A 20,665-nucleotide genomic window follows, 5' to 3' on the forward strand; every position below is an offset into this window, starting at 1 on the left:
TAAATCCCTGTACAATCGCTAATTTTAATGCGCTCGTAAATTTCGTCATAAAAAAACCACACCTCCAATTGTTAGATTGTGTCTAACAATTGGGGTGCAGTTCAGAAACAATCGCGCTTCCTGCTTTTTTGTTGAAATGCTTAAAAGAGAAAGCAGTATATCAAAACCTTATTCTTTTGTATAATAGAAAGATATGTAGAAAGTACGAACATAGAAGGAGACAAAGTATGTCAGTAATTAATTTATTAAATGAAGATTTACAATCAAAGTGGAAGTTTAATGTGGCGACGCCGATTCAGGATCAAATGATTCCGGCAATGTTAAATGGGGATGATGTAGTAGCAGAATCACCAACAGGAACAGGGAAAACATTAGCGTATTTATTACCGATTTTAGAGCGTGTGGATGGTACGAAAAAAAATACACAAGCATTAATCGTTGCTCCGTCACAAGAGCTTTGTATGCAAATTACCGAAGTAGCACGTCAATGGATTGCCGGCACAGATATTACTGTTGTCCCACTGATTGGTGGCGCAAATACACAACGTCAAATTGAAAAATTAAAGAAAAAACCGACGATTGCGATTGGGACACCAGGTCGCTTAAATGAATTAGTGCGTGCGAAAAAATTAAAATTACACGAACTACATCATATCGTTCTTGATGAAGGGGACCAATTATTAGGCCGTGAATCACGTGTTATCGTAAAACAGTTTATTGATGGGGCCAATCATGACCGTCAAGTAGTTGTTGTCTCTGCAACAATTACCGATGAAATTAAATTAGTAGCAGAGCAATTAATGAAAACGCCAAAACGCTTCAAAGTAAGCTTAGAAGACATGCCAGACCAAGGTATTGTGACGCATTCATTTATTAAAATGCAAGAACGTGAAAAAACAGATATGCTGCGCCGTCTATCAAACCAAGAAGGCCTACGTGCGATAGCTTTTGTTAATAATTTAGATCAATTATTAATGAAAGAAACGAAGTTACATTACCGCCAAGCACCAATCGTGACACTTCATGCAGATATGAAAAAAGAAGAGCGCAAAAGAGCACTTGATGCATTCCGTAAAGGGGAGGCACGCGTGCTAATCGCGACAGATGTTGCAGCGCGTGGATTAGATGTAGAAGGCTTAACGCATGTTATTCATGTGGATGTACCGGTTTCACAAGAGCAATACACACACCGTTCAGGTCGTACAGGTCGTGCAGGGAAAAGCGGTGAAGTGCTAACATTATTAGTAGGTCCTTCTGAAAAACAATATAAACAAATCACCCGTTCATTAGATGAAAAACCGACTGAAAAGATTTGGGATAAAGGCGGTCTCGTAAAAGGGAAAGGTTTTTATTCAGCTGGTCCTGCGAAAAAAGGCAGAAACTCTGACAATTCTAAAAAGAAAGACTATAATAAGCAGTATGATAACCGTTCAGAACGTAAATATGACGATAAACCGTACAAAAAACGTTATGACGGTGACACTACTCGTAAGGACGAAGGCAAACGCCCATTCAAAAAGTATGATGAAAATTCATATAAAAAAAATGATGAAGGTAAACGCTCATATAAAAAGAACGGCGAAGAAAATCGCTCATTCAAAAAGTATGATAACGAAGGTACTCGTAGCGGCTCATACAAAAAGAATGATGGCAGCAAACGTCCATATAAAAAACGCTAAGGGGTCGATTAATGATGACATTCGAAGAAAAATTAGCTCAATTTGCTGAGCTTGCTGTAAAAGTAGGGACAAACATTCAGCAAGGTCAAACGCTTTTAATTAACACAACAGTGGATACAATCGAGTTTACTCGTTTAGTTGTGAAAGAAGCATATAAAGCTGGCGCAGCACGCGTAACCGTGAACTACTCAGATGATGTAGTCGCACGACAATTATTTGAAAATGCATCAGTAGAAGAGTTTGAAAAATTCCCTCGTTGGATTACAGAGCAACGTGATGAGTTGATTGAACGTGGTGGCGCACTTCTTTGGATTGATGCAGCAGATCCAGACTTAATGGCTGGCATCCCTGTTGAAAAAATTTCAGCAAACCAAAAAGCGTCAGGTAAAGCATTAGAAAACTATCGTGATGCTGTAATGAATGATAAAATCGCATGGTCAATCATTGCGATTCCGTCGAAAAAATGGGCAGCGAAAGTATTCCCTGAATTACCTGAAGAAGAACAAGTTCCTGCAATGTGGGAAGCAATCTTCAAAACGGTACGTATCGGTGAAGGTAGCGCCGTTGAAAACTGGCAAGCTCACTTGAAAAACTTACATGTGCGCGGTGATTTAATGAATGAAAAGCATTTTGCTAAATTACATTACACAGCGCCAGGTACGGATTTAATTGTTGGCTTACCAGACAAACACATTTGGGCAACTGGCTCTAGTAAAACACCACAAGGCACTGAATTCGTCGCAAATATGCCAACAGAGGAAGTCTTTACATTGCCATCTAAATACGATGTAAACGGCTATGTGTCATCAACAAAACCACTTGTCTATCAAGGGAATATTATCGACAACTTCAAATTAACTTTTGAAAATGGCGTGATTGTGAAAGCAGAGGCACAGCAAGGTGAGGAATTATTAAATGAGTTGATTAAAGCGGATGAAGGCTCTAAATACATTGGTGAAATCGCACTTGTACCACATGAATCACCAATTTCAGCATCTGGCTTACTTTATTACAACACATTATTTGATGAAAATGCATCCAATCATATCGCAATTGGTGCAGCATATCCAACTTGTTATGAGGGTGGTAGCGAGCTATCTGAAGAGGAAATGGATAAAGCAGGCATCAATGTTTCAATTACACATGAAGACTTTATGGTCGGTAGTGCGGAAATGGACATCGATGGCATCCATGCAGACGGGACAGTAGAAGCTGTATTCCGTAAAGGTGCTTGGGCATTTTAATAAAAAGAAAATAGACTTTGACATACATCTAAAAATAACCGCTCCTATGAGCATAAGAAAAACCGGAACCGCGCTATGGCGCAGTTCCGGTTTTTCGTTGTGAACGCTAAAAAAGAAACATGACGTGTTTTGTCCCAGTCTCTTTTTAAATGTCCTTAACGGCGATTTGTAGATTGTGACGCTTTTTTATTATTTAATACTTTTTTCACGATTGGATAAACGACAGGTGCTAATTTAACAGCTGTGCTAATTACTTTTTTTAAGTTCATTATGCATAACCTCACTTTTTAGTAGTTAGTATAGTATTACCGTTGTTGAATTTCTTTAAACGTACAGTACTTTAATTGCTTGTACAATATTGTGAATAAACGGTTCATCTTATTTACGGAAGCGCGTGTGAAAAGTTTCAAAAAGGTTGAAAGCTTGAGCATTTTTCCGTACAATAGGGTTGTTCAATAAACGAGATGTAACAACCACAAGGGGAGCTATTAAAATAGCTGAGAGTGAAGTGCGACTTCTAACCCTTAGAACCTGTAAGTTAATGCTTGCGAAGGAATGTGGATAGACAGCTGACGCTATGCGATGTCAGGGATCTTTCCCTGGCATCGCTTTTTTCATATCTATCTAATCCAACTGGTTTGATTTGTACATCAACATTGGAGGTTGAAGGGATTGAACAGTAAAAATTTATTAATGATGGTCGAAATCGCCATTTTCGCGGCCATCGGTATTATTTTAGATAAGCTGACATTTAGCTTATGGCCACAGGGCGGCTCGATTAGTCTTGTGATGGTGCCAATCGTCATTATGGCGTTTCGCTGGGGCACAGTGGCAGGGCTTGTGACGGGCTTATTAATCGGTACGATGAATGCGATGTTTGGCGGCTTTATTTTAACACCGCTACAAGGCTTTATTGATTACTTCTTTGCGTTTACTGTAGTAGGGCTTGCAGGGCTTTTACGTCCACTTGTTACACGTGCCCAAACAGCGAGTGAGAAGGCCTTGTACATTACAATAGGGACGATTATCGGCGGTTTAATTCGCTATGTAGCTCATGCAACAGCTGGCTATGTATTCTTCTCTGAATATGCGGGTGACCAAAATCCACTAATTTATACGATTGTCTATAATGGTTCGTACATGGTGCCAGCCATTATTTTAACGGCAGCGATTGTTAGTCTACTCATGACAAAGGCACCGAAACTATTGGAGCCTAAAAAACGATAAAGAAACGAAGGAACTGAATTAATTCAGTTCCTTTTTCGTCATGAAAAAAGTGTGATATAGTAGAAGAAGATTCAATATAAAGGAGATCTTGAACGATGATTGTGAAAACGCAAGAAGAATTTGATGCGTTAATGAAAGCAGGCCGTGCAATGGCTGAAATTCGTGACGCCCTTAAAAATGCGACAAAACCTGGTGTGACAACAAAAGAATTAGATGAATTAGCTGGTAAATTATTCGAAGAAAAAGGTGCTGTATCAGGCCCTAAAGCAGAATATGACTTCCCAGGTTATACATGTATTAGTGTAAATGAATGTGTTGCCCATGGTATTCCGGACAACCGTAAACTACAAGAAGGCGATATGATTAACATTGATGTATCAGGCCATGTAGACGGTTTCTATGCAGATACAGGTGTATCATTTGTTGTAGGCGATGTTGAAAAACCAGAACTTCAAATCCTTTGCGATGTGGCTCAAAGCTCATTTGACCGCGCAATGGCAAAAATTAAACCAGGTGCGCGCTTGAACCAAATCGGTAAAGCTGTAGAACGTGAAGCACATGATAAAGGTTTAAAAGTAATCATGAACTTAACAGGCCATGGTGTAGGTCATTCATTACATGAAGAACCTCAATACGTTTTAAACTACTATGATGCATGGGATGCAACAATGATGAAAGAAGGCATGGTTTTCGCTGTAGAACCATTCATTTCTCAAGCTGCTGAAAACATCGTAGAGGGCACAGATGGCTGGGCATTCTTAACACCAGATAAATCATTTGTTGCACAATTAGAACATACAGTTATCGTAACGAAAAATGGTCCTGTATTAACAACAAAAATCGATTAATTTCAATAAAAAAAGACTGTAGCGGAAGCGTTTCTTCTGTTACAGTCTTTTTTTATTTGCGTTAGATGGCAAACGTTTGCGTATGAAAATGATCCCAACAATCAAGACGCCGCTTAAAAATAATGCAGCTGTTGTGACAAGCAATTCATTGAAAGTATTAGCAATGGCTACACCAATTAAAAACCAAATGAATACAGCGGGAAAGGCGGCGTCATAAAGATGGAAGCGGATTGCGAGTGCAAGTGCGGCTGCACACGTTAACAATACAACAGCCCATAGCTGACGACTAAGGCCAAAATCAATGAGGTTATTCGAAATAAACAGGAAGCCGATAGTTAAAAAAGTGAGGAATGCTATAGCAGCAAATGCAATTGAAATTGGCAGGCGTCCATTCATTTTATTCTCTGTTAATGGGTAGGTTAAATACAGTATGAATAAGCAGATAGAGATCACAGCTAGTGCCGCAAGTGCAAGAATAAATTGCTCATAATGCCATAAATTAATCCAAACGATAAATACAATCGAGCTTATCGCAAATAAAATGGCTTGCGTGAGTGTTAGTGCAGAAGCTGTATGGCGCTTTTGCCATTGCGCAAAAACCCAATAAGCGAGTAATATCAAAGCGCCTGGGAATAGCCAATAAACGTATAGAGCTGGAAACATTAATATTTTATAACTGTAGGCCAGTTCAAGTGCCGTATGATTGTTGAGTGGTAGTGCATAAGCAGATAAGCTGGCGATAAATAAAGCGATGAACGCCAACAGAACAATTAAAAATCTGCCCAATGATAACCCCTCCTAAAAATAAAGATATACGTATTAGTATACCTCATGAATCGCGTGCAACAATTTTCATTTCTGTGAACATTCTTCGAACATACGCATATATTGCGCTTTAGCACTGCATAGCTGTAAAATATATGTAATCTACTAAAGGGAGCGATGAAGTTGGTACAAAAAATTGACAAGCTAGATTTATCGAAAAAGTTGAGTGACCAAATTTCGTATAAAAAGGAATTAAAGAAGCTACAATATGAAATGTTGAACATTCAACAGTTTTTATTTAAGCATGATATTGGCTTAATTTTAGGCTTTGAAGGAATGGATGCAGCTGGTAAAGGTGGCGCCATCAAACGACTAACAGAGCGTCTTGACCCACGTGGTTATATCGTACATCCGATTGCTGCACCAACACCAGAGGAATTGAAATACAATCATTTACAACGTTTTTGGAATCGACTACCTGCAAGAGGTCAAATCGGTATTTTTGACCGCACATGGTATGGTCGTGTGCTCGTTGAACGTATTGAGGGCTTTGCGAAGAAAAAAGAATGGAAACGTGCCTACGAAGAATTAAATCAGTTTGAAAAAGTGCTAACAGATGATAATTATATTGTGTTAAAATTTTGGGTGCAGATTTCAGAGGAAGAGCAACTTCAACGTTTTAAAGACCGTAAAGAAGATCCGTATAAGCAATGGAAATTAACAGATGAGGATTGGCGCAATCGTGAAAAATGGCCTTTATACGTAGAAGCTGCTGATGAAATGTTTGAAAAAACGGATAAAAAGAATGCACCGTGGGTATTAATAGAGGGTAATGATAAAAAATACGCGCGTATTGAAGTGTTGAAACAAGTTATTAAACATGTCACAGCAGAATGTGAAAAACGTGGTCTCACAATCACAGACCCTGCAGAGGCAGTTTCAAAAGAAGTTTAACCTGACACGCCGTAGATAAAGAGAAGGTGTAGCGATGGTCGTTTTAAACGGAGAACAATGTTTTTTACGGACGTTACAAGAAGAGGATGTTCGTCAGATGACGGAACTTGTACGCCGCAATAAAGTGTATTGGTCTATTTATGAGCCGAGGCATCCTTCGGAGTATTACACGGAGAAAATTCAATTGCGTAAAATTCAAGAATCCATTCGTCAAATGCAGATGCGTAGAGAATTTAGTTTTGGTATTTTTTTACGCGGTTCGCAGGAGCTCATTGGTCATATTTCGATTTATGCTATTAAACGCTTGCCTTTCTCGAGTGCATTTGTTGGGTATTCATTGGATGAGGCCCAGACGGGAAAAGGGATTGCGACAGAGGCACTGGAGCTTATTTGTCGCTTTGCGTTTGAGGATATTGGGATTCACCGTTTAGAAGCTTATGTATCACCGAAAAATGTCGGCTCTGTGCGTGTGCTAGAAAAGGCAAAATTTGACCAAGAGGGCCTCTTGAAGCAACTGCTATATGTGAATGGAGAGTGGGAAGACCATTATATGTACGCATTACTTGAAGACGTTTATTGAAAGGGTAAGGCCACCTTTAGACGCTGGTGGAAACGCTATAAAGCGCTGTTGAATCAATAAAAGAAGAGACTGGTACAAAACACGTCATGTTCCTTTTTTAGCGTTCATAACGAAAAACCGGAACCGCACTTTGGCGCGATTCCGGTTTTTCTTATGTTCATATGAGAGGTTGTTTTTACACGTATGTCAAAGCCTCTTTTTTAGTTGAGTCTAACTCAATCAAAAATTTAAATTAGTCTGTGTAACCACTTGTTACTAAATCAAGTTTTCCTGTTTCAGGATCAATTACTAAGCCATGTACAGGAATTTCTTTTGATACTAATGGGTGGTTACGGATAACGTCTACACTATGTTCAACGTTTTTCGTTACATCGCCAAAGCCTTTTAGCCATTGGTTTAAGTCAACGCCAGAATATTGAACGTTTTTAATTGTTTCTACGCTGATGCCACGTTGTTTCATATTTTCTAGGACAACTGCTGGATCTACGGCACTCATACCGCAGTCATAGTGACCAACAACGAAGATTTCATCTGCTTGTAGAGCATAGATTGCAACAAGAAGACTACGCATGATACCACCGAATGGGTGACTCACTGTTGCGCCAGCACTTTTAACCATTTTTACATCCCCATTATGAATGTTCATTGCTTTTGGTAAAAGTTCTACAAGGCGCGTATCCATACACGTTAAGATTACATAGTGCTTGTCTGGATATTTGCTTGTGATGTAAGGTTCATATTGTTTTTCTTCTACGAACGTACCGTTAAAATCTAAAATATCATCTAATACTGCCATTATGATATTTCCCCCTTTATGTCAGAAAAAATCTGAATTTGTGTTAGTACACATTTTTTATTGTATCGAAAATTAGTATAAAAATATATTACTTTGACACAAATTAGACAATAATGGCGTTGGACTATAAAATTTTGTTTATTTATCAGAAAGTTTGAAAAATAAAGTGCTATATAACAGAAATAAAAAAACATGCTTCGGCATGTTTTTTTACTGGACTATTTGATTTTTGATTTTGATACTAAATCAAGTGAGTCGATTGAGCGACCTGTACCGATGGCAACAGATTCAAGTGGAGACGGGGCAAGATGAACAGGAACTAATAATACTTCACGTAACCATTCTGTCATGCCTTTAAGTAATGAACCGCCACCTGTAAGAACAATGCCTTCCTCGACAATGTCCCCGGCTAGTTCTGGTGGACAGTTTTCAAGAGAGCGACGAATCATTTCTAAAATAGAAAGCATTGATTCTTTTAAGCATTCTTGAATTTCAGTAGAAGTGATTGTCACTGCTTGTGGTAAGCCACGTACGATATCGCGACCACTAACAGTCATTTCTTCTTCTGTGTGCTCAACTGGCGCATAGCCAATCTCTTTTTTTAGACGCTCTGCAGTCGGAATACCGATAAGAACGCTATATTTTTGACGTATATAGTGAACGATTTCTTCATTGAAGCGGTCGCCACCAATTTTTAATGTATTGGATGTCACGATACCACCAAATGAAATGATGCCAACTTCTGTTGTGCCACCGCCGATATCGACGATTACACTAGCAATTGGTTCTTGAATAGGTAAATCTGCACCGATAGCCGCTGCGACAGGCTCGTCAATTAAAAAGACGTCCTTTGCACCGCATTGTGTTGCCGCATCTTTAATCGCTAGGCGCTCTACAGATGTTGCTCCAGATGGCGCACAAATTACGACATTTGGTTTGCGAAATGATGTGCCGTTTTTAATTGCACGATCTAGAACTGTTTTTAACATGGCTACAGTCATATCAAAATCTGCAATGACGCCATCGCGTAGTGGACGAGATACCACGATTGCAGGTGGCGTTTTGCCAATCATTGCTTGGGCTTCTGTGCCAATCGCAATAACTTCTTTCGTGTTTTTATTCATTGCTATAACTGAAGGCTCATTAATAATGATGCCGTTGTTTTTTGTGTAAACGAGTGTGTTTGCTGTACCTAAATCGATGCCGATTGCTGTGCTAGAAAACATGTTTAAACCCCTCCTAAGGCAATACAAATCCATTGTAGATTAAAGTATAAAGCATAAACAGATATTTTTGTATACGCCAATCCTCATAGAACGGATTTTACTAGGTCGAAAATATCTTTTAAATCCCTTTAAATGGGTCTATTTCATACTATTAATCCTTTTAAAATAATGAATGATACTAAAATGTAATACAAATTTAAAAAAGGTCATATTGATTCAAAAAGACTAAAAAAACAGCAAACGCAACTATCCGCGTTTGCTGTTTTGAAGTTTATTCCTTATTAAAAGGCCCAGTTACCCTTACGGAAAACAGGCTCTGTTGTGCCATCTTCTAGTACACCATCGATATCCATATCTGCACAGCCAATCATAAAGTCTACATGCACAAGACTACGATTTAAGCCGTTTGCTTTTAATTCTTCTTGTGACATCGTTGTTCCACCTTCGATACAAAATGCATATGCGCTACCAATCGCAATATGGTTTGATGCATTTTCGTCGAATAATGTGTTGTAAAAAAGAATGCCTGAATTTGAAATAGGTGAATCATGTGGCACTAATGCAACCTCACCTAAATAATGGGAGCCTTCATCTGTAGCAACTAAATTTTTCAAGATGTCTTCGCCTTCTTCAGCTTTTACATCGACGATACGACCATTTTCAAAGGTTACTGTAAAGTGATCGATTAAGTTACCGCTATAGTTAAGTGGCTTTTTCGATGTTACATAGCCATTGACACCATCCCATTGTGGTGCTGTAAATACTTCTTCTGTTGGGATATTGGCCATGAAGTCAAAGCCTTTTTCATTTACGGCACCACCGCCACTCCATACATGTGTTTTTGGAAGCTCGATTGTTAAATCTGTACCGGGTGCTGTATAGTGTAATGCTTTGTAGTGCTTATCATTTAAAAATGCTACTTTTTCAGATAATGTCGCATCATGCTGTTTCCATGCAGCAACAGGATCTTGTAAGTCTGCTCGTGTTGCTTTAAACATCGCATCCCATAATGCATTCACTTGTTCATCTTCGGGTAGGTCAGGGAATACTTTTGCTGCCCATGCGTCAGTTGGCGCTGCCATGACCGTCCAGCTAATTTTGTTTGCTTGTGAATATTCACGGTATTTACTTAATGCTTGGCCCATCGCTTTATTAGCGCGAGCTACGTAGTCCGGATTGACCCCTTTTAGTAAGTCAGGACTTTGTGATTTTACGGTAATGAAGGCCGCACCGTGGTCTGCTAGCCATTCTTTTTCTGCTGCTTGCCATTCGGGGAAGAAATCAAATGAATCTTCTGGTGCATAGTCGTAGCGCATACGTGTAAGTGCATCATCATAATAGCTAACGAAAACATTTTTTGCGCCGACCTCATATGCTTTTTTTGTTAGTGCACGAGCGAGTGGTACATTTTCTACGGAGATATTTAAAAATAAATATTGATTTTTCTGTAAATTTGCGCCGATTTTAATGCCTAATTCAGCATAATTTTCAAGTTTTTGTCGAAAATCGTTCATGCAAAATCATCCTCTTCATATATAATTGAGTTACAGTTTCATTGTAACAATTTCGGATAGCGAATTAAAGAATCTTTGTCTTCTTTGTCGCTTTATGTAAAATAAAGTAATAATATTGGGTATAAAGATAAATTTAATATTTCGAATGTGAAACTTTCTTAATATCTATCATTAGCTACCGAAATAAACAAAAGAACGAGAACTTGGAGGTACGGATATGGACATATCATCAGTAGTTGGGATTATACTCGGCTTTGTTGCTTTACTTGTCGGTATGACAATGAAGGGTGTAACACCGGATGCGTTATTAAACCCAGCAGCAATTTTAATCATCATCTTAGGAACAATTGCAACAATTGTCATTGCATTCCCAGGAAATGAATTAAAACGAATTCCGAAGCTATTAAAAATTATTTTCACAAATAATAAATTAGCAAATGATGTAGAGCTAATTAAAATGTTTTCTAGTTGGGCAGACTTAGCACGTCGCGAAGGGTTACTAGCACTTGAAAGTAAAACAAATGAAATTGATGATCCATTTTTGAAAAATGGCTTAACATTAGCAATTGATGGTCAAAATGCAGATTACATTCGTGATGTGTTAACGGAAGAAGTAGAAGCAATGGAAGAGCGTCACCACGCTGGAGCACATATTTTCACGCAAGCTGGTACATATGCGCCGACTCTAGGGGTACTGGGAGCCGTTGTCGGATTAATTGCTGCACTGAAAGATATGACCGATATTGAAAAGTTAGGTCATGCCATTTCAGCGGCGTTTATTGCTACATTACTTGGTATTTTTACAGGTTATGTACTATGGCACCCATTTGCGAATAAATTAAAACGTAAATCTGCTATAGAAGCAAAACAAAAAAATATGATGATTGAAGGAATTCTGTCAGTGCTAGAAGGGGAGGCTCCTCGCGTCATTGAACAAAAATTAGCATCATTCTTAACGAAAGATGAGCGTGCTAAAATTATGAATGAAAGCGAGGCGGGTGGCCTTGGCAAAGAAGACTAAGAAGAAAAAAGAAGAGGAAGAAATTCCAGAAGCATGGCTCTTGCCATATTCGGATTTATTAACGCTATTATTAGCACTTTTTATCGTATTGTTTGCGATGAGTTCAATCAATGCACAAAAGATGGCCGCATTATCGCAAGTCTTTAATGAAGTATTTGATGGTGGACAAGGCGTGATGGATAATCCTTCTCCTACCGAACCAATGACTCCAAAGACAACCGAAGTAACAGAGCAAGTTCAAGCTTATATGAAAGACCAGGCGGAGTTGAGTAATGTTCAAGATGATGTCGAGAACTATATAGCTGTCAACGAGCTCGAAAATCAGTTTTCAACGGAAATGACCGATGATGGCTTACTCATTACAATTCGTGATAGCGTACTGTTTGAATCAGGCGCTGCTGAAATCGGCGACAAAAATCTTAAGGTTGCAAAGGATTTATCGAAACTGTTAAATTTCGATAAGCAACGTCCGGTGATGGTAACGGGTTATACCGATAATATACCCGCACAGGGTGGTAAGTATGATAGCAACTGGGAGCTAAGCGTTATGCGTGCAGTTAATTTCTTAAGTGTATTAATTAATACGAATGATAAACTAGATTCGAAATATTTTAGTGCCAAAGGATATGGCGAAAACAATCCAATTGCTTCAAATAAAACGGAAGCAGGGCGCAAGAAAAATCGTCGTGTAGAAGTATTAATTCAACCGTTAGTTGAAAAAGATGGTACAAAAAAAGAAGTAAATATTGAAGCAGACGCAACAAAATAAGCTACATAAAAAAAGGAACCGCCTTGGCGATTCCTTTTTTTATATTATTTAAATGTAATAGGCGCAAGCTGTGCGAGTATATCTTCTTTTGATGTATCAATTTGTAATAACGTTGCTGCGCCGTAGCTTCCTTCGACAAGAGGGGCATCGATAATTGTAATTTCCTTTGTCGTCATTTCATCGGCCATGTCTAAGTTCATTTTTGCGCTGCCTAAGTCATAAAATGCAAGCAATTCATCCGCAGCATTGGCTTCAATAGCGGCTAAAATATCTTCAAAGTTTGTGCCGATACCATCTGCTGTACCACCAGCGAATGTCACAGGTACATCAGGTGCGACCTGTGCGATAATTTTCGGAACACCGCGTGCAACGTCGGCACTATGTGAGACAATAATTAATCCAATCATTCCACCACGTCCTTTAGTAGAGCTTCAAATAATAATTTTGACGAGGCAGCACCAGGGTCAACTTCACCAATTGAGCGTTCACCAACGAATGAGGCACGCCCTTTTGTAGCCTGCATGTTTGTTGTCGTATTAAAGGCTTCTGCGAGTTGTGCGGCATCAAATTTTTCTGAAAGTGGTATCCACACATCCAGCATCGTTTTTTCTCCTGCGACCGCTTTACCGCGTTTTTGAATACCCGCAACACCCGCTTTAATCAGCGGCTGTACATCAAACTCTGTCGCATCACCAGCTGCCTTCGCCATTTCCATAAAGGCTGTACCATAAAGCGGACCAGATGCGCCTCCAACGGTACTAATCCATTTCATTGCTGCTGTCTTAAATGCCTCACCAAGCGTTTTAGGAGATGTATCAAGTAAGGCATTTTTCAACTGTTCTGCACCACGGGCCATATTATTACCATGGTCCCCGTCCCCGATAATGCGGTCATATTCACTCAGTGTCGCTTTGTGTTCGATAAGGGCATCACAAAAATCATTTAGCCACGCGACGGTACGATCTACTGTTAACATAAAACTCCTCCTTACCATGCAGGTGCATCAGTGTGTTGATTTAAGTAATCCAGCCACTGTGCATCTGCTAGTTCAAATAATGTAAGTGACATGCCAGCCATATCAATAGCCGTCATATAATTGCCAAGTTTTTTATAGACCGCTTCATAACCACGTTCTTCTAGTAACGTTAGTACGTCATTTGCAAAAACATATTGCTCCATTAGCGGTGTAGCACCCATGCCATTAAATAAGACGGCAACTTTTTTCGATGACCATGATGTTTCTTCTTCTAATTTATCTAGGAGTTCCACAGCAATTTCACGAGATGATTTTAATTCCTCGCGGCGATATCCTGGCTCGCCATGAATACCGATGCCAAACTCCATTTCTGTCGCACTCAATTCAAATCCTGGCTTGCCAACTTCAGGTACTGTCGCTGGAGAAATCGCAAAGCCAACAGAGGCTAGATGTGTCACAACATTGTCAGCGAGTGCTTTAATGTCGGTAAGACGAGCACCATTTTTTGCTGCTGCACCGAGCACCTTATGCATGAATAATGTACCGGCAACGCCGCGGCGTCCCTCTGTAAAGCTACTATCAAATACAGCGACATCATCATTTACAATCACAAAATCAACGTCAATACCTTCCATTTCGGCTAAATCCTTCGCCATTTCAAAATTCATACAGTCACCACTGTAGTTTTTAATGATAAGAAAAACACCGGCGCCTGTGTGTACAGCTTTAATTGCGGCTAAAATCTGATCTGGTGTCGGCGATGTGAATACTTGTCCACAAACCGCTGCATCTAGTAAGCCATCACCAACAAACCCTGCGTGTGCCGGCTCATGTCCACTACCACCTCCAGAAATAATAGCGACTTTACCATCCTGTGGCGTACGACGTGCAATGACGTGTGTGTCTTTAAGTAGTTGCACATCCTCATGAATTTGCACAAAGCCTGCTAACATTTCTGTTACGACATCACTTGGGTTATTCAAAATCTTTTTCATCATCTAACCTCCTAGAATTTGTCTTATCTTTATAGTATGCGCTTGCACGCTTTGATGCAAAAAATAGCCATACAAAAAAGAGACAGCCCAATTTGGGCTGTCTCTTTTTTGACATATAGTGAACGATTATTTACGAAGTGAGCCTAGTTCAGATACGATGGCGTGCATTTCGCTTAAGCTGAATGAGTCACGTTTCATAACTAGATTGTATAAATCTAATAAATCCTCGTAGTTTGATTGGTCAAAGCTTTCAGGACGCATTGCATCGGCATTTACCATACGTAATTTGTCTTTTAATGCATCAATAATATGATGGATATTTTCCACTGATGGTTCGTTTAAATTCACTCGAATCTCATCCTTTCATTTTAGCTATATGTATCATTTCACGCTCGAAAAAGAATGTCAACGTCTTAACGCAAATCTTTCTTGCGTGAAATATGACTTTCAGAGGACAGAGCAAGCGTTTTATTGGTAAAGTAGAAGGGTAAACTACTACATAGTAGAATATTTTGGAAAAGTTTGGAGGAAGCAATTATGGCGAACAAATTTGTAGCAGGTATTGCATTAGGAGCAGTAGCAGGAGCAGTAATCAGCTTACTGGACCGTCAAACACGACAAGAAACTACACAAAAGCTGAAAAGTGCTTCAGCAACTATTCAACATTACGCTGCTAATCGTGATGAACTGAAAGACAATCTTTTAGCGAAGGTGGATGCTGTGCAAACAGTGTACAACCGTATTGCAGAAGATAAAGATTACTACTTAGAAAAAATCGAAGAAGTGAAGGCGCTGACGCCACAAGTAAAAGCGTTTGTTTCGGACACGAAAGAAGCTTTTGCTGAAGAGGCACCAACGGTCACTTCAGATGACACAGCGAAATAATGTAGCGAATAATGCGATTCACCTGTCATTCTGAATAGAAGGAGGAGTGCCGGTGGGGAAGAAAAAGAAAAACGTGAAAAAGCGTAAAGGACCATCATCTGAAGTATTCGATAAAGTAAAAATGCTGCAAATTGAAAAAAAACATCTACAAGATGTGCATAAGCCTCAATACGACCTATCCACATGGAAAGGATTTATACAGGGCTTTATTCAAAAAGTCACGCAGGCCGATTTATCTGGCATGGGTGCGCAGCTCGCATACTTCTTCTTATTATCGCTTTTTCCATTATTGATTTTCGTCATGACACTTGTGCCGTTTTTAAATTTACCACAAGAGCAAGTGTATACGATGATGAAAGAGTTATTACCAGAGCAAGTGTATTCGCTCATTGGTGATACATTAAAAGATGTACTTGAAAACCGTAATGGTGGCTTATTATCAGTCGGTATTTTAGCGACATTATGGTCTGCTTCAAACGGTGTGAATGCATTAATTAAATCATTGAATCAATCTTATGGTAAGGCAGAAACACGACCATTTATCATCGCTCGTTCGATGTCGGTTGTGTTTACACTCGTACTTATTCTATTAGTCGTTGTTGCGTTAATTTTACCAGTGTTTGGTTCACAAATCGGTCATTTCCTAGCAAATACAATCGGCCTTGGTGAACAGTTCGGCGCTATCTTTGATAAGTTCCGTATTTTACTACCACCACTTGTCATTTTCTGTGGTCTTGTATTTATGTATTGGTTAGGACCGAATGTGAAGATGTACTTACGTAGTGCTATTCCAGGAGCTATCGTTTCGACGGTTTGCTGGTTAGTCATTTCGTATGTCTTCTCAATTTATATTAATAACTTCTCAAACTATTCTGCAACGTATGGCAGTATCGGGGGGATTATTATCCTCATGTTATGGCTCTATATCACCGGCATGGTCCTCATGATTGGTGGCCTTGTGAATGCGATTATGCAGGAGCGAAAAGAGCAGATTGATACGCGTCGACGTCGATTATCCGCGCAATAAATAAAAAACAAAAACACCTTCAAAGCTTGCATGCTTTGAAGGTGTTTTTTGTATGAGGAGAAAGGTGATTGAACCGCCTCTTTTTTTTACAAGCGTAGCATACGTAAGCCGTTTAAAATAACGAGAATCGTACTACCTTCATGCCCGATAACACCGAGTGGAAGGTCCACTACTTGTAGGAAGTTTGAGGCGATCAATAGCATGATCACACTGATAGCAAAAATAATATTTTGCTTCACAATACGCTGCATTTTACGTGCTACTTTCACCGCATATGAAATTTTTGATAAATCATTTTTCATTAGGACAACATCAGCTGTTTCAAGTGCGACGTCTGTCCCTTCACCCATTGCAATCCCTGTTGTCGCAGTCGCAAGGGCAGGCGCATCATTAATGCCATCGCCGACCATACCGACAAATTTATATTTCGACATTAATTCTTTAATATGCGTAACTTTTGTTTCTGGTAAGCATTCGGCAATATAGCTTTCAACGCCAGCCTCTTTTGCGATGGCTTTTGCTGTTTTTTCATTATCACCAGTTAGCATAATCGTATGAATGCCAAGTTCTTTCAACTGAGCAATGGCTTGTTTTGCCTCTTCACGAACCGTATCCTTCATCGCTGCCATCGCGACGATTCCTTGCGCATCTGCCATGAAGATGACGGTTTTACCTTCCTCAGCGAGTAGTGGAGCGGCCCCGTTCGCGAATTGCATCGCCGCCTCACGTCCAACAAAATCCATTTTCCCTACTTTATAAAAGACATCATCAATCGTCGCTTCAAGACCATAGCCAGGAATATCTTTAATTGTGGCATTAGCAAACGATACGTCCTGTTGTTTCGCATAGGCTGTAATCGCTACAGCTAATGGGTGATTAGAGTTATATTCAATACCTGCAAGCATACTAAGCGTTTGTTTTTCATCTAGACCGTCACGCACGATAAAGTCCGTCACGACGGGTTTCCCTTGTGTTAATGTACCGGTTTTATCAAATGCGACTGCTTGTAAAACACTTAAATGTTCAATGTGTAAGCCACCTTTGAATAGAACCCCGTTACGTGCGCCATTTGAAATGGCTGATAAGGTTGCTGGCATAATTGCTGCAACAAGAGCACAAGGAGAAGCAACAACAAGTAACACCATTGCGCGGTAGAATGTTGTAGTCCAGTCCCAACCTAATACGAAATGAGGGACGAATAACATTAAGCCAACTGCGATTAATACGACTTTTACATACGTACCTTCAAAGCGCTCGATAAATTGTTGAGATGGTGATTTTTCACTTTGTGCAGATTGTACAAGGTCGATAATCTTTTGGAATAATGACTCAGAGCTTGGCTTTGTCATCGTCATTTTCACAGCACCGGTCATATTGACAGTCCCGGCGAATACGTCGTCGCCTGCAAATTTAGAAACGGGGATAGATTCACCTGTAATCGCTGCTTCATCAATAGAAGTCGCGCCGTCTGCGATGACACCATCTGTTGGAATACGCTCACCCGGTTTGATCATCACAACATCGCCAACTTGTAATGTGTCAACTTTCACGCGTTCGAGTGAACCATCTGCTAGCACTAACCAAGCCTCTTCCGGCTGCATATCCATTAATGCAGAAATTTCTTTATGGGATTTATTCATCGCATACGTTTCAAGTGCGCCACTCAATGCGAAGATGAAAATTAAAATGGCGCCCTCTGTCCAGTAACCAATTACCGCAGAGCCAATCGCCGCAAGAATCATAAGGAATTCAACATTCAATTCCTTATTGGCAATCGTTTCTTCGACGCCTTCTTTTGCTTTTGCAAAGCCACCAATTAAGAAGGCTAGTAAGTAAAGGACAATGCCGACGCTCGTCATTTCATCGCGTGTTGTAAACCAAGCAATGGCAATGAGGATACCTGCTACAACGGCAGCAATTAATTCGATATGTTCCTTTAATTTCTCAATTAAATGATTATTATTCTCATTTGTAGTATTCATATACATTCCTCCTGATAATGAAAATCGCTATCAATTAAACTATATAAACCTTTTATTATAGAGGTTTTATTCGTTTTTTAAATTCCTTATTTAGAATCATTCTAAAGTTAAAATTAGTATAACATAGAGGAGAATACTTTGGAAGTGCGTTTACTTAAATTTTCATAAAAAATGATAGGAATTGTGAACGTTGCAATTGGTTATCATTTACAATAAAAAAGAAGTTAGTAGAAGAGGATTCTACTAGCTTCTTTTGATTAAATCGGGATTAAAATACTTTTTCAGCGTATTGTGCTAATTTTTCAACAGATGATTTTTGAACATCTGCATGTAATGAATTACCGTGAGAATCCATTGTTACAACGGCTGTAAAGTCTTCGACACCTAAGTGCCACATTGCTTCAGGAATACCAAATTCCATTAAGTCTACGCCATCAACTGATTTGATACAGTCAGCATAGTACTGTGCCGCACCACCGATAGCATTTAAGTAAACACCACCATGTTCTTCAAGTGCTTTTAATGTTTTCGGACCCATACCGCCTTTACCGATAACAGCGCGGATACCGAATTTTTTCATGATATCGCCTTGGTAAGGTTCTTCACGAATTGATGTTGTTGGACCAGCTGCTTTTACTGTCCAGTTTTCATTCTCATCTTTCGCCATTACAGGACCACAGTGATAAATAATTTGGCCATTTAAATCAACAGGCGCGTCGTGGCTCATTAAGTGATGGTGGATCGCATCACGACCTGTATACATACGGCCGCTAATTTTCACGACATCACCAACTTGAAGTGAACGGATTTTTTCTTCTGTAATTGGGGCTACAAGCTCAACCATTTTATTGTCTGGCTTGTCATTTGATTTCGCTGCAGCTGCTGCTTCTGCGAAGTCGATTTTTTCGCCTTCTTGGTAGTGCCAGTTTAAGATTTCGCCAGTTTCAGGGCTGATGTCGATTGCCATGCGGCGGAAAGCCCAACAGTTGTAAGCGACAGATACGTAGAATGACGCTGGAATACGGTGCATGACGCCGATTTTACAACCAAGTAATGTCGCCTCGCCGCCGAAGCCCATAGTACCGATACCAAGTGTATTGGCTTTTTCTACGATATAATCTTCTAATTTTGCTAAGTCCTCATTTGCATTCGTATCATCTAAAGAACGGAATAATTGCTCCTTCGCAAGATCATAACCAGAAGCGCGGTCGCCACCAATACCTACACCGATGAAACCAGCAGAACAGCCTTGGCCTTGTGCTTGGTATACAGAATGAAGAATACATTTACGGATACCATCTAGGTCACGACCAGCGCGGCCTAAACCTTCAAGTTCGCATGGTAGGCTATATTGAATGTTTTTGTTTTCACAGCCGCCACCTTTAAGGATAAGCTTCATTTCAATATAATCTTTTTCCCATTGTTCAAACTTCACGACAGGTAACCCTTCGCCTAGGTTATCGCCTGAGTTTTTACCAGTTAAAGAATCTACTGCGTTTGGACGTAATTTTGCATCGCCAGTCGTACGTGCAATCGCATCTTTAATGATTTTTTTGATCTCGATTTGGTTCACACCAACAGGAGTTTTTACTTTAAATGTTGGTAAACCAGTATCTTGGCAAATTGGTGACACATTGTCATCCGCCATAAAGATGTTGTTCGCGATTGTGTCTAAGCTCATCGCTGCACGCGTACCTGCGTTTTCAGCTTCTTTTGCACGCTTTACAGCACGGCGTACATCCTTCGGTAAGTTTGTTGACGTCTCTGTAATTAAGTCATAGACGCTTTGTTCTAACGTTTCTAAGTTCATTAGAAATCCCCCTCAAAAATAAAGTGACATAGTCTCCTTCATTATATAGGACAAAGTAGAAAGATAGAATAGCGATACAGAAAATAATGTACCTAAACAGAAAGAGGACGTAAATAATTTCTCACATGAAAAAAGAGCCACTTATAATAAGTGACTCTAATCGTGACTAGCGGGATTTAAATTGCTTTACTTTTTCCTCTAAATCATCAACCATCGAAATTAAACGATCGATATCTTCTAATTCCGTTGTTTCAGGTTCAATTGAATCTAACACTTCGACAAACATTTGTAAACGACCTTTCAAGTACTGTACTTGCTGATCTTTATTTGAGATTGGTTTCATTCGGCACCTCCGTTAGTTAGCCTT

At 39.6% G+C, this 20,665-nt stretch carries 21 protein-coding genes, 1 pseudogene and 1 riboswitch; of the genes and pseudogenes, 10 read left to right on the forward strand and 12 right to left on the reverse strand.

Annotation, left to right across the window (positions count from 1 at the left end; all coding sequences use genetic code 11):
* Nucleotides 1–227 precede the first annotated feature (227 nt).
* Both ACFSY7_RS13225 and ACFSY7_RS13230 read left to right on the forward strand, forming a co-directional pair.
* A pseudogene (locus ACFSY7_RS13225) lies at nt 228–1,340 on the forward strand (DEAD/DEAH box helicase); the annotation flags it as partial.
* A 353-nt stretch (nt 1,341–1,693) separates the two neighbouring features.
* On the forward strand, nt 1,694–2,923 hold the full coding sequence (locus ACFSY7_RS13230) for an aminopeptidase (protein WP_126989193.1): 1,230 nt from the start codon (nt 1,694–1,696) through the stop codon (nt 2,921–2,923).
* A gap of 155 nt (nt 2,924–3,078) precedes the next feature.
* On the opposite strand, the gene ACFSY7_RS13235 is transcribed toward ACFSY7_RS13230, so the two are convergent.
* Complete coding sequence (locus tag ACFSY7_RS13235) at nt 3,079–3,192, reverse strand: hypothetical protein (protein WP_255512513.1); 114 nt, start codon at nt 3,190–3,192, stop codon at nt 3,079–3,081.
* Between the two features lie 199 nt (nt 3,193–3,391).
* Nucleotides 3,392–3,496: riboswitch (TPP riboswitch) on the forward strand.
* Between the two features lie 99 nt (nt 3,497–3,595).
* Between ACFSY7_RS13235 and thiT the strand changes: the two genes are divergently transcribed.
* Both thiT and map read left to right on the forward strand, forming a co-directional pair.
* Nucleotides 3,596–4,150 (forward strand): energy-coupled thiamine transporter ThiT, encoded by a 555-nt coding sequence (gene thiT / locus ACFSY7_RS13240; RefSeq protein ID WP_380148172.1) that lies wholly within the window; start codon nt 3,596–3,598, stop codon nt 4,148–4,150.
* A gap of 95 nt (nt 4,151–4,245) precedes the next feature.
* Entirely contained in the window at nt 4,246–4,998 is a 753-nt protein-coding gene (map, locus tag ACFSY7_RS13245; RefSeq protein WP_126989161.1) for a type I methionyl aminopeptidase, read from the forward strand.
* Nucleotides 4,999–5,037: 39 nt separating this feature from the next.
* Here the strand turns inward: map and ACFSY7_RS13250 are convergent, their stop codons facing one another.
* Entirely contained in the window at nt 5,038–5,784 is a 747-nt protein-coding gene (locus tag ACFSY7_RS13250; RefSeq protein WP_380148173.1) for a tryptophan-rich sensory protein, read from the reverse strand.
* A 156-nt stretch (nt 5,785–5,940) separates the two neighbouring features.
* Here ACFSY7_RS13250 and ACFSY7_RS13255 point away from each other — a divergent pair, with 156 nt between their 5' ends.
* Together ACFSY7_RS13255 and ACFSY7_RS13260 are read left to right on the forward strand one after the other, a co-directional pair.
* Nucleotides 5,941–6,717, forward strand: a complete 777-nt coding sequence (locus tag ACFSY7_RS13255) for a polyphosphate kinase 2 family protein (RefSeq protein ID WP_380148174.1) — start codon at nt 5,941–5,943, stop codon at nt 6,715–6,717.
* Nucleotides 6,718–6,751: 34 nt separating this feature from the next.
* Nucleotides 6,752–7,297 carry a GNAT family N-acetyltransferase gene (locus ACFSY7_RS13260; protein WP_126989164.1) on the forward strand — a complete coding sequence of 182 codons (546 nt, stop codon included), beginning with the start codon at nt 6,752–6,754 and terminating at the stop codon, nt 7,295–7,297.
* A 232-nt stretch (nt 7,298–7,529) separates the two neighbouring features.
* On the opposite strand, the gene ACFSY7_RS13265 is transcribed toward ACFSY7_RS13260, so the two are convergent.
* The 3 genes from ACFSY7_RS13265 to ACFSY7_RS13275 form a co-directional block, all read right to left on the reverse strand.
* Nucleotides 7,530–8,093: a beta-class carbonic anhydrase gene (locus ACFSY7_RS13265; protein WP_380148175.1), complete on the reverse strand. Its 564-nt coding sequence runs from the start codon at nt 8,091–8,093 to the stop codon at nt 7,530–7,532.
* Nucleotides 8,094–8,311: 218 nt separating this feature from the next.
* Nucleotides 8,312–9,319 (reverse strand): rod-share determining protein MreBH, encoded by a 1,008-nt coding sequence (mreBH, locus tag ACFSY7_RS13270; protein ID WP_380148176.1) that lies wholly within the window; start codon nt 9,317–9,319, stop codon nt 8,312–8,314.
* A gap of 281 nt (nt 9,320–9,600) precedes the next feature.
* Entirely contained in the window at nt 9,601–10,833 is a 1,233-nt protein-coding gene (locus ACFSY7_RS13275; protein WP_380148177.1) for an aminopeptidase, read from the reverse strand.
* 217 nt (nt 10,834–11,050) lie between these two features.
* Here ACFSY7_RS13275 and motA point away from each other — a divergent pair, with 217 nt between their 5' ends.
* Complete coding sequence (gene motA / locus ACFSY7_RS13280; protein WP_139996020.1) at nt 11,051–11,854, forward strand: flagellar motor stator protein MotA; 804 nt, start codon at nt 11,051–11,053, stop codon at nt 11,852–11,854.
* Nucleotides 11,838–12,623, forward strand: a complete 786-nt coding sequence (motB, locus tag ACFSY7_RS13285; RefSeq protein WP_380148178.1) for a flagellar motor protein MotB — start codon at nt 11,838–11,840, stop codon at nt 12,621–12,623. Before motA ends, motB begins: the two co-directional genes overlap by 17 nt.
* A 44-nt stretch (nt 12,624–12,667) precedes the next feature.
* Here motB and dhaM read toward each other — a convergent pair whose 3' ends face one another.
* From dhaM to ACFSY7_RS13305, 4 genes are all read right to left on the reverse strand, one after another.
* Entirely contained in the window at nt 12,668–13,030 is a 363-nt protein-coding gene (dhaM, locus tag ACFSY7_RS13290; RefSeq protein ID WP_380148179.1) for a dihydroxyacetone kinase phosphoryl donor subunit DhaM, read from the reverse strand.
* Nucleotides 13,027–13,599: a dihydroxyacetone kinase subunit DhaL gene (dhaL, locus tag ACFSY7_RS13295; RefSeq protein WP_380148180.1), complete on the reverse strand. Its 573-nt coding sequence runs from the start codon at nt 13,597–13,599 to the stop codon at nt 13,027–13,029. The genes dhaM and dhaL overlap by 4 nt, the downstream gene beginning before the upstream one ends.
* 11 nt (nt 13,600–13,610) lie before the next feature.
* The gene (dhaK, locus tag ACFSY7_RS13300; RefSeq protein WP_380148181.1) at nt 13,611–14,594 is read right to left on the reverse strand and encodes a dihydroxyacetone kinase subunit DhaK; all 984 of its coding nucleotides are present in this window, start codon (nt 14,592–14,594) and stop codon (nt 13,611–13,613) included.
* Nucleotides 14,595–14,720: 126 nt separating this feature from the next.
* Nucleotides 14,721–14,942 (reverse strand): DUF1128 domain-containing protein, encoded by a 222-nt coding sequence (locus ACFSY7_RS13305; protein WP_126989173.1) that lies wholly within the window; start codon nt 14,940–14,942, stop codon nt 14,721–14,723.
* 189 nt (nt 14,943–15,131) lie between these two features.
* On the opposite strand from ACFSY7_RS13305, the gene ACFSY7_RS13310 reads away from it, so the two are divergent.
* Nucleotides 15,132–15,479, forward strand: a complete 348-nt coding sequence (locus ACFSY7_RS13310; protein WP_126989174.1) for a YtxH domain-containing protein — start codon at nt 15,132–15,134, stop codon at nt 15,477–15,479.
* A 52-nt stretch (nt 15,480–15,531) separates the two neighbouring features.
* Nucleotides 15,532–16,506, forward strand: a complete 975-nt coding sequence (locus ACFSY7_RS13315; RefSeq protein WP_139996028.1) for a YihY/virulence factor BrkB family protein — start codon at nt 15,532–15,534, stop codon at nt 16,504–16,506.
* 86 nt (nt 16,507–16,592) lie between these two features.
* Here the strand turns inward: ACFSY7_RS13315 and ACFSY7_RS13320 are convergent, their stop codons facing one another.
* The 3 genes from ACFSY7_RS13320 to ACFSY7_RS13330 form a co-directional block, all read right to left on the reverse strand.
* A complete protein-coding gene (locus tag ACFSY7_RS13320) occupies nt 16,593–18,488 on the reverse strand; it encodes a heavy metal translocating P-type ATPase (RefSeq protein WP_380148182.1) in 1,896 nt (631 codons plus the stop codon).
* Nucleotides 18,489–18,756: 268 nt separating this feature from the next.
* Nucleotides 18,757–20,298: a fumarate hydratase gene (locus ACFSY7_RS13325; RefSeq protein ID WP_126989177.1), complete on the reverse strand. Its 1,542-nt coding sequence runs from the start codon at nt 20,296–20,298 to the stop codon at nt 18,757–18,759.
* Between the two features lie 166 nt (nt 20,299–20,464).
* A complete protein-coding gene (locus tag ACFSY7_RS13330) occupies nt 20,465–20,641 on the reverse strand; it encodes an SE1561 family protein (RefSeq protein WP_186439695.1) in 177 nt (58 codons plus the stop codon).
* Nucleotides 20,642–20,665: the final 24 nt, after the last annotated feature.

The organism is Kurthia populi (assembly GCF_042686175.1).
Classification (GTDB): domain Bacteria; phylum Bacillota; class Bacilli; order Bacillales_A; family Planococcaceae; genus Kurthia; species Kurthia populi.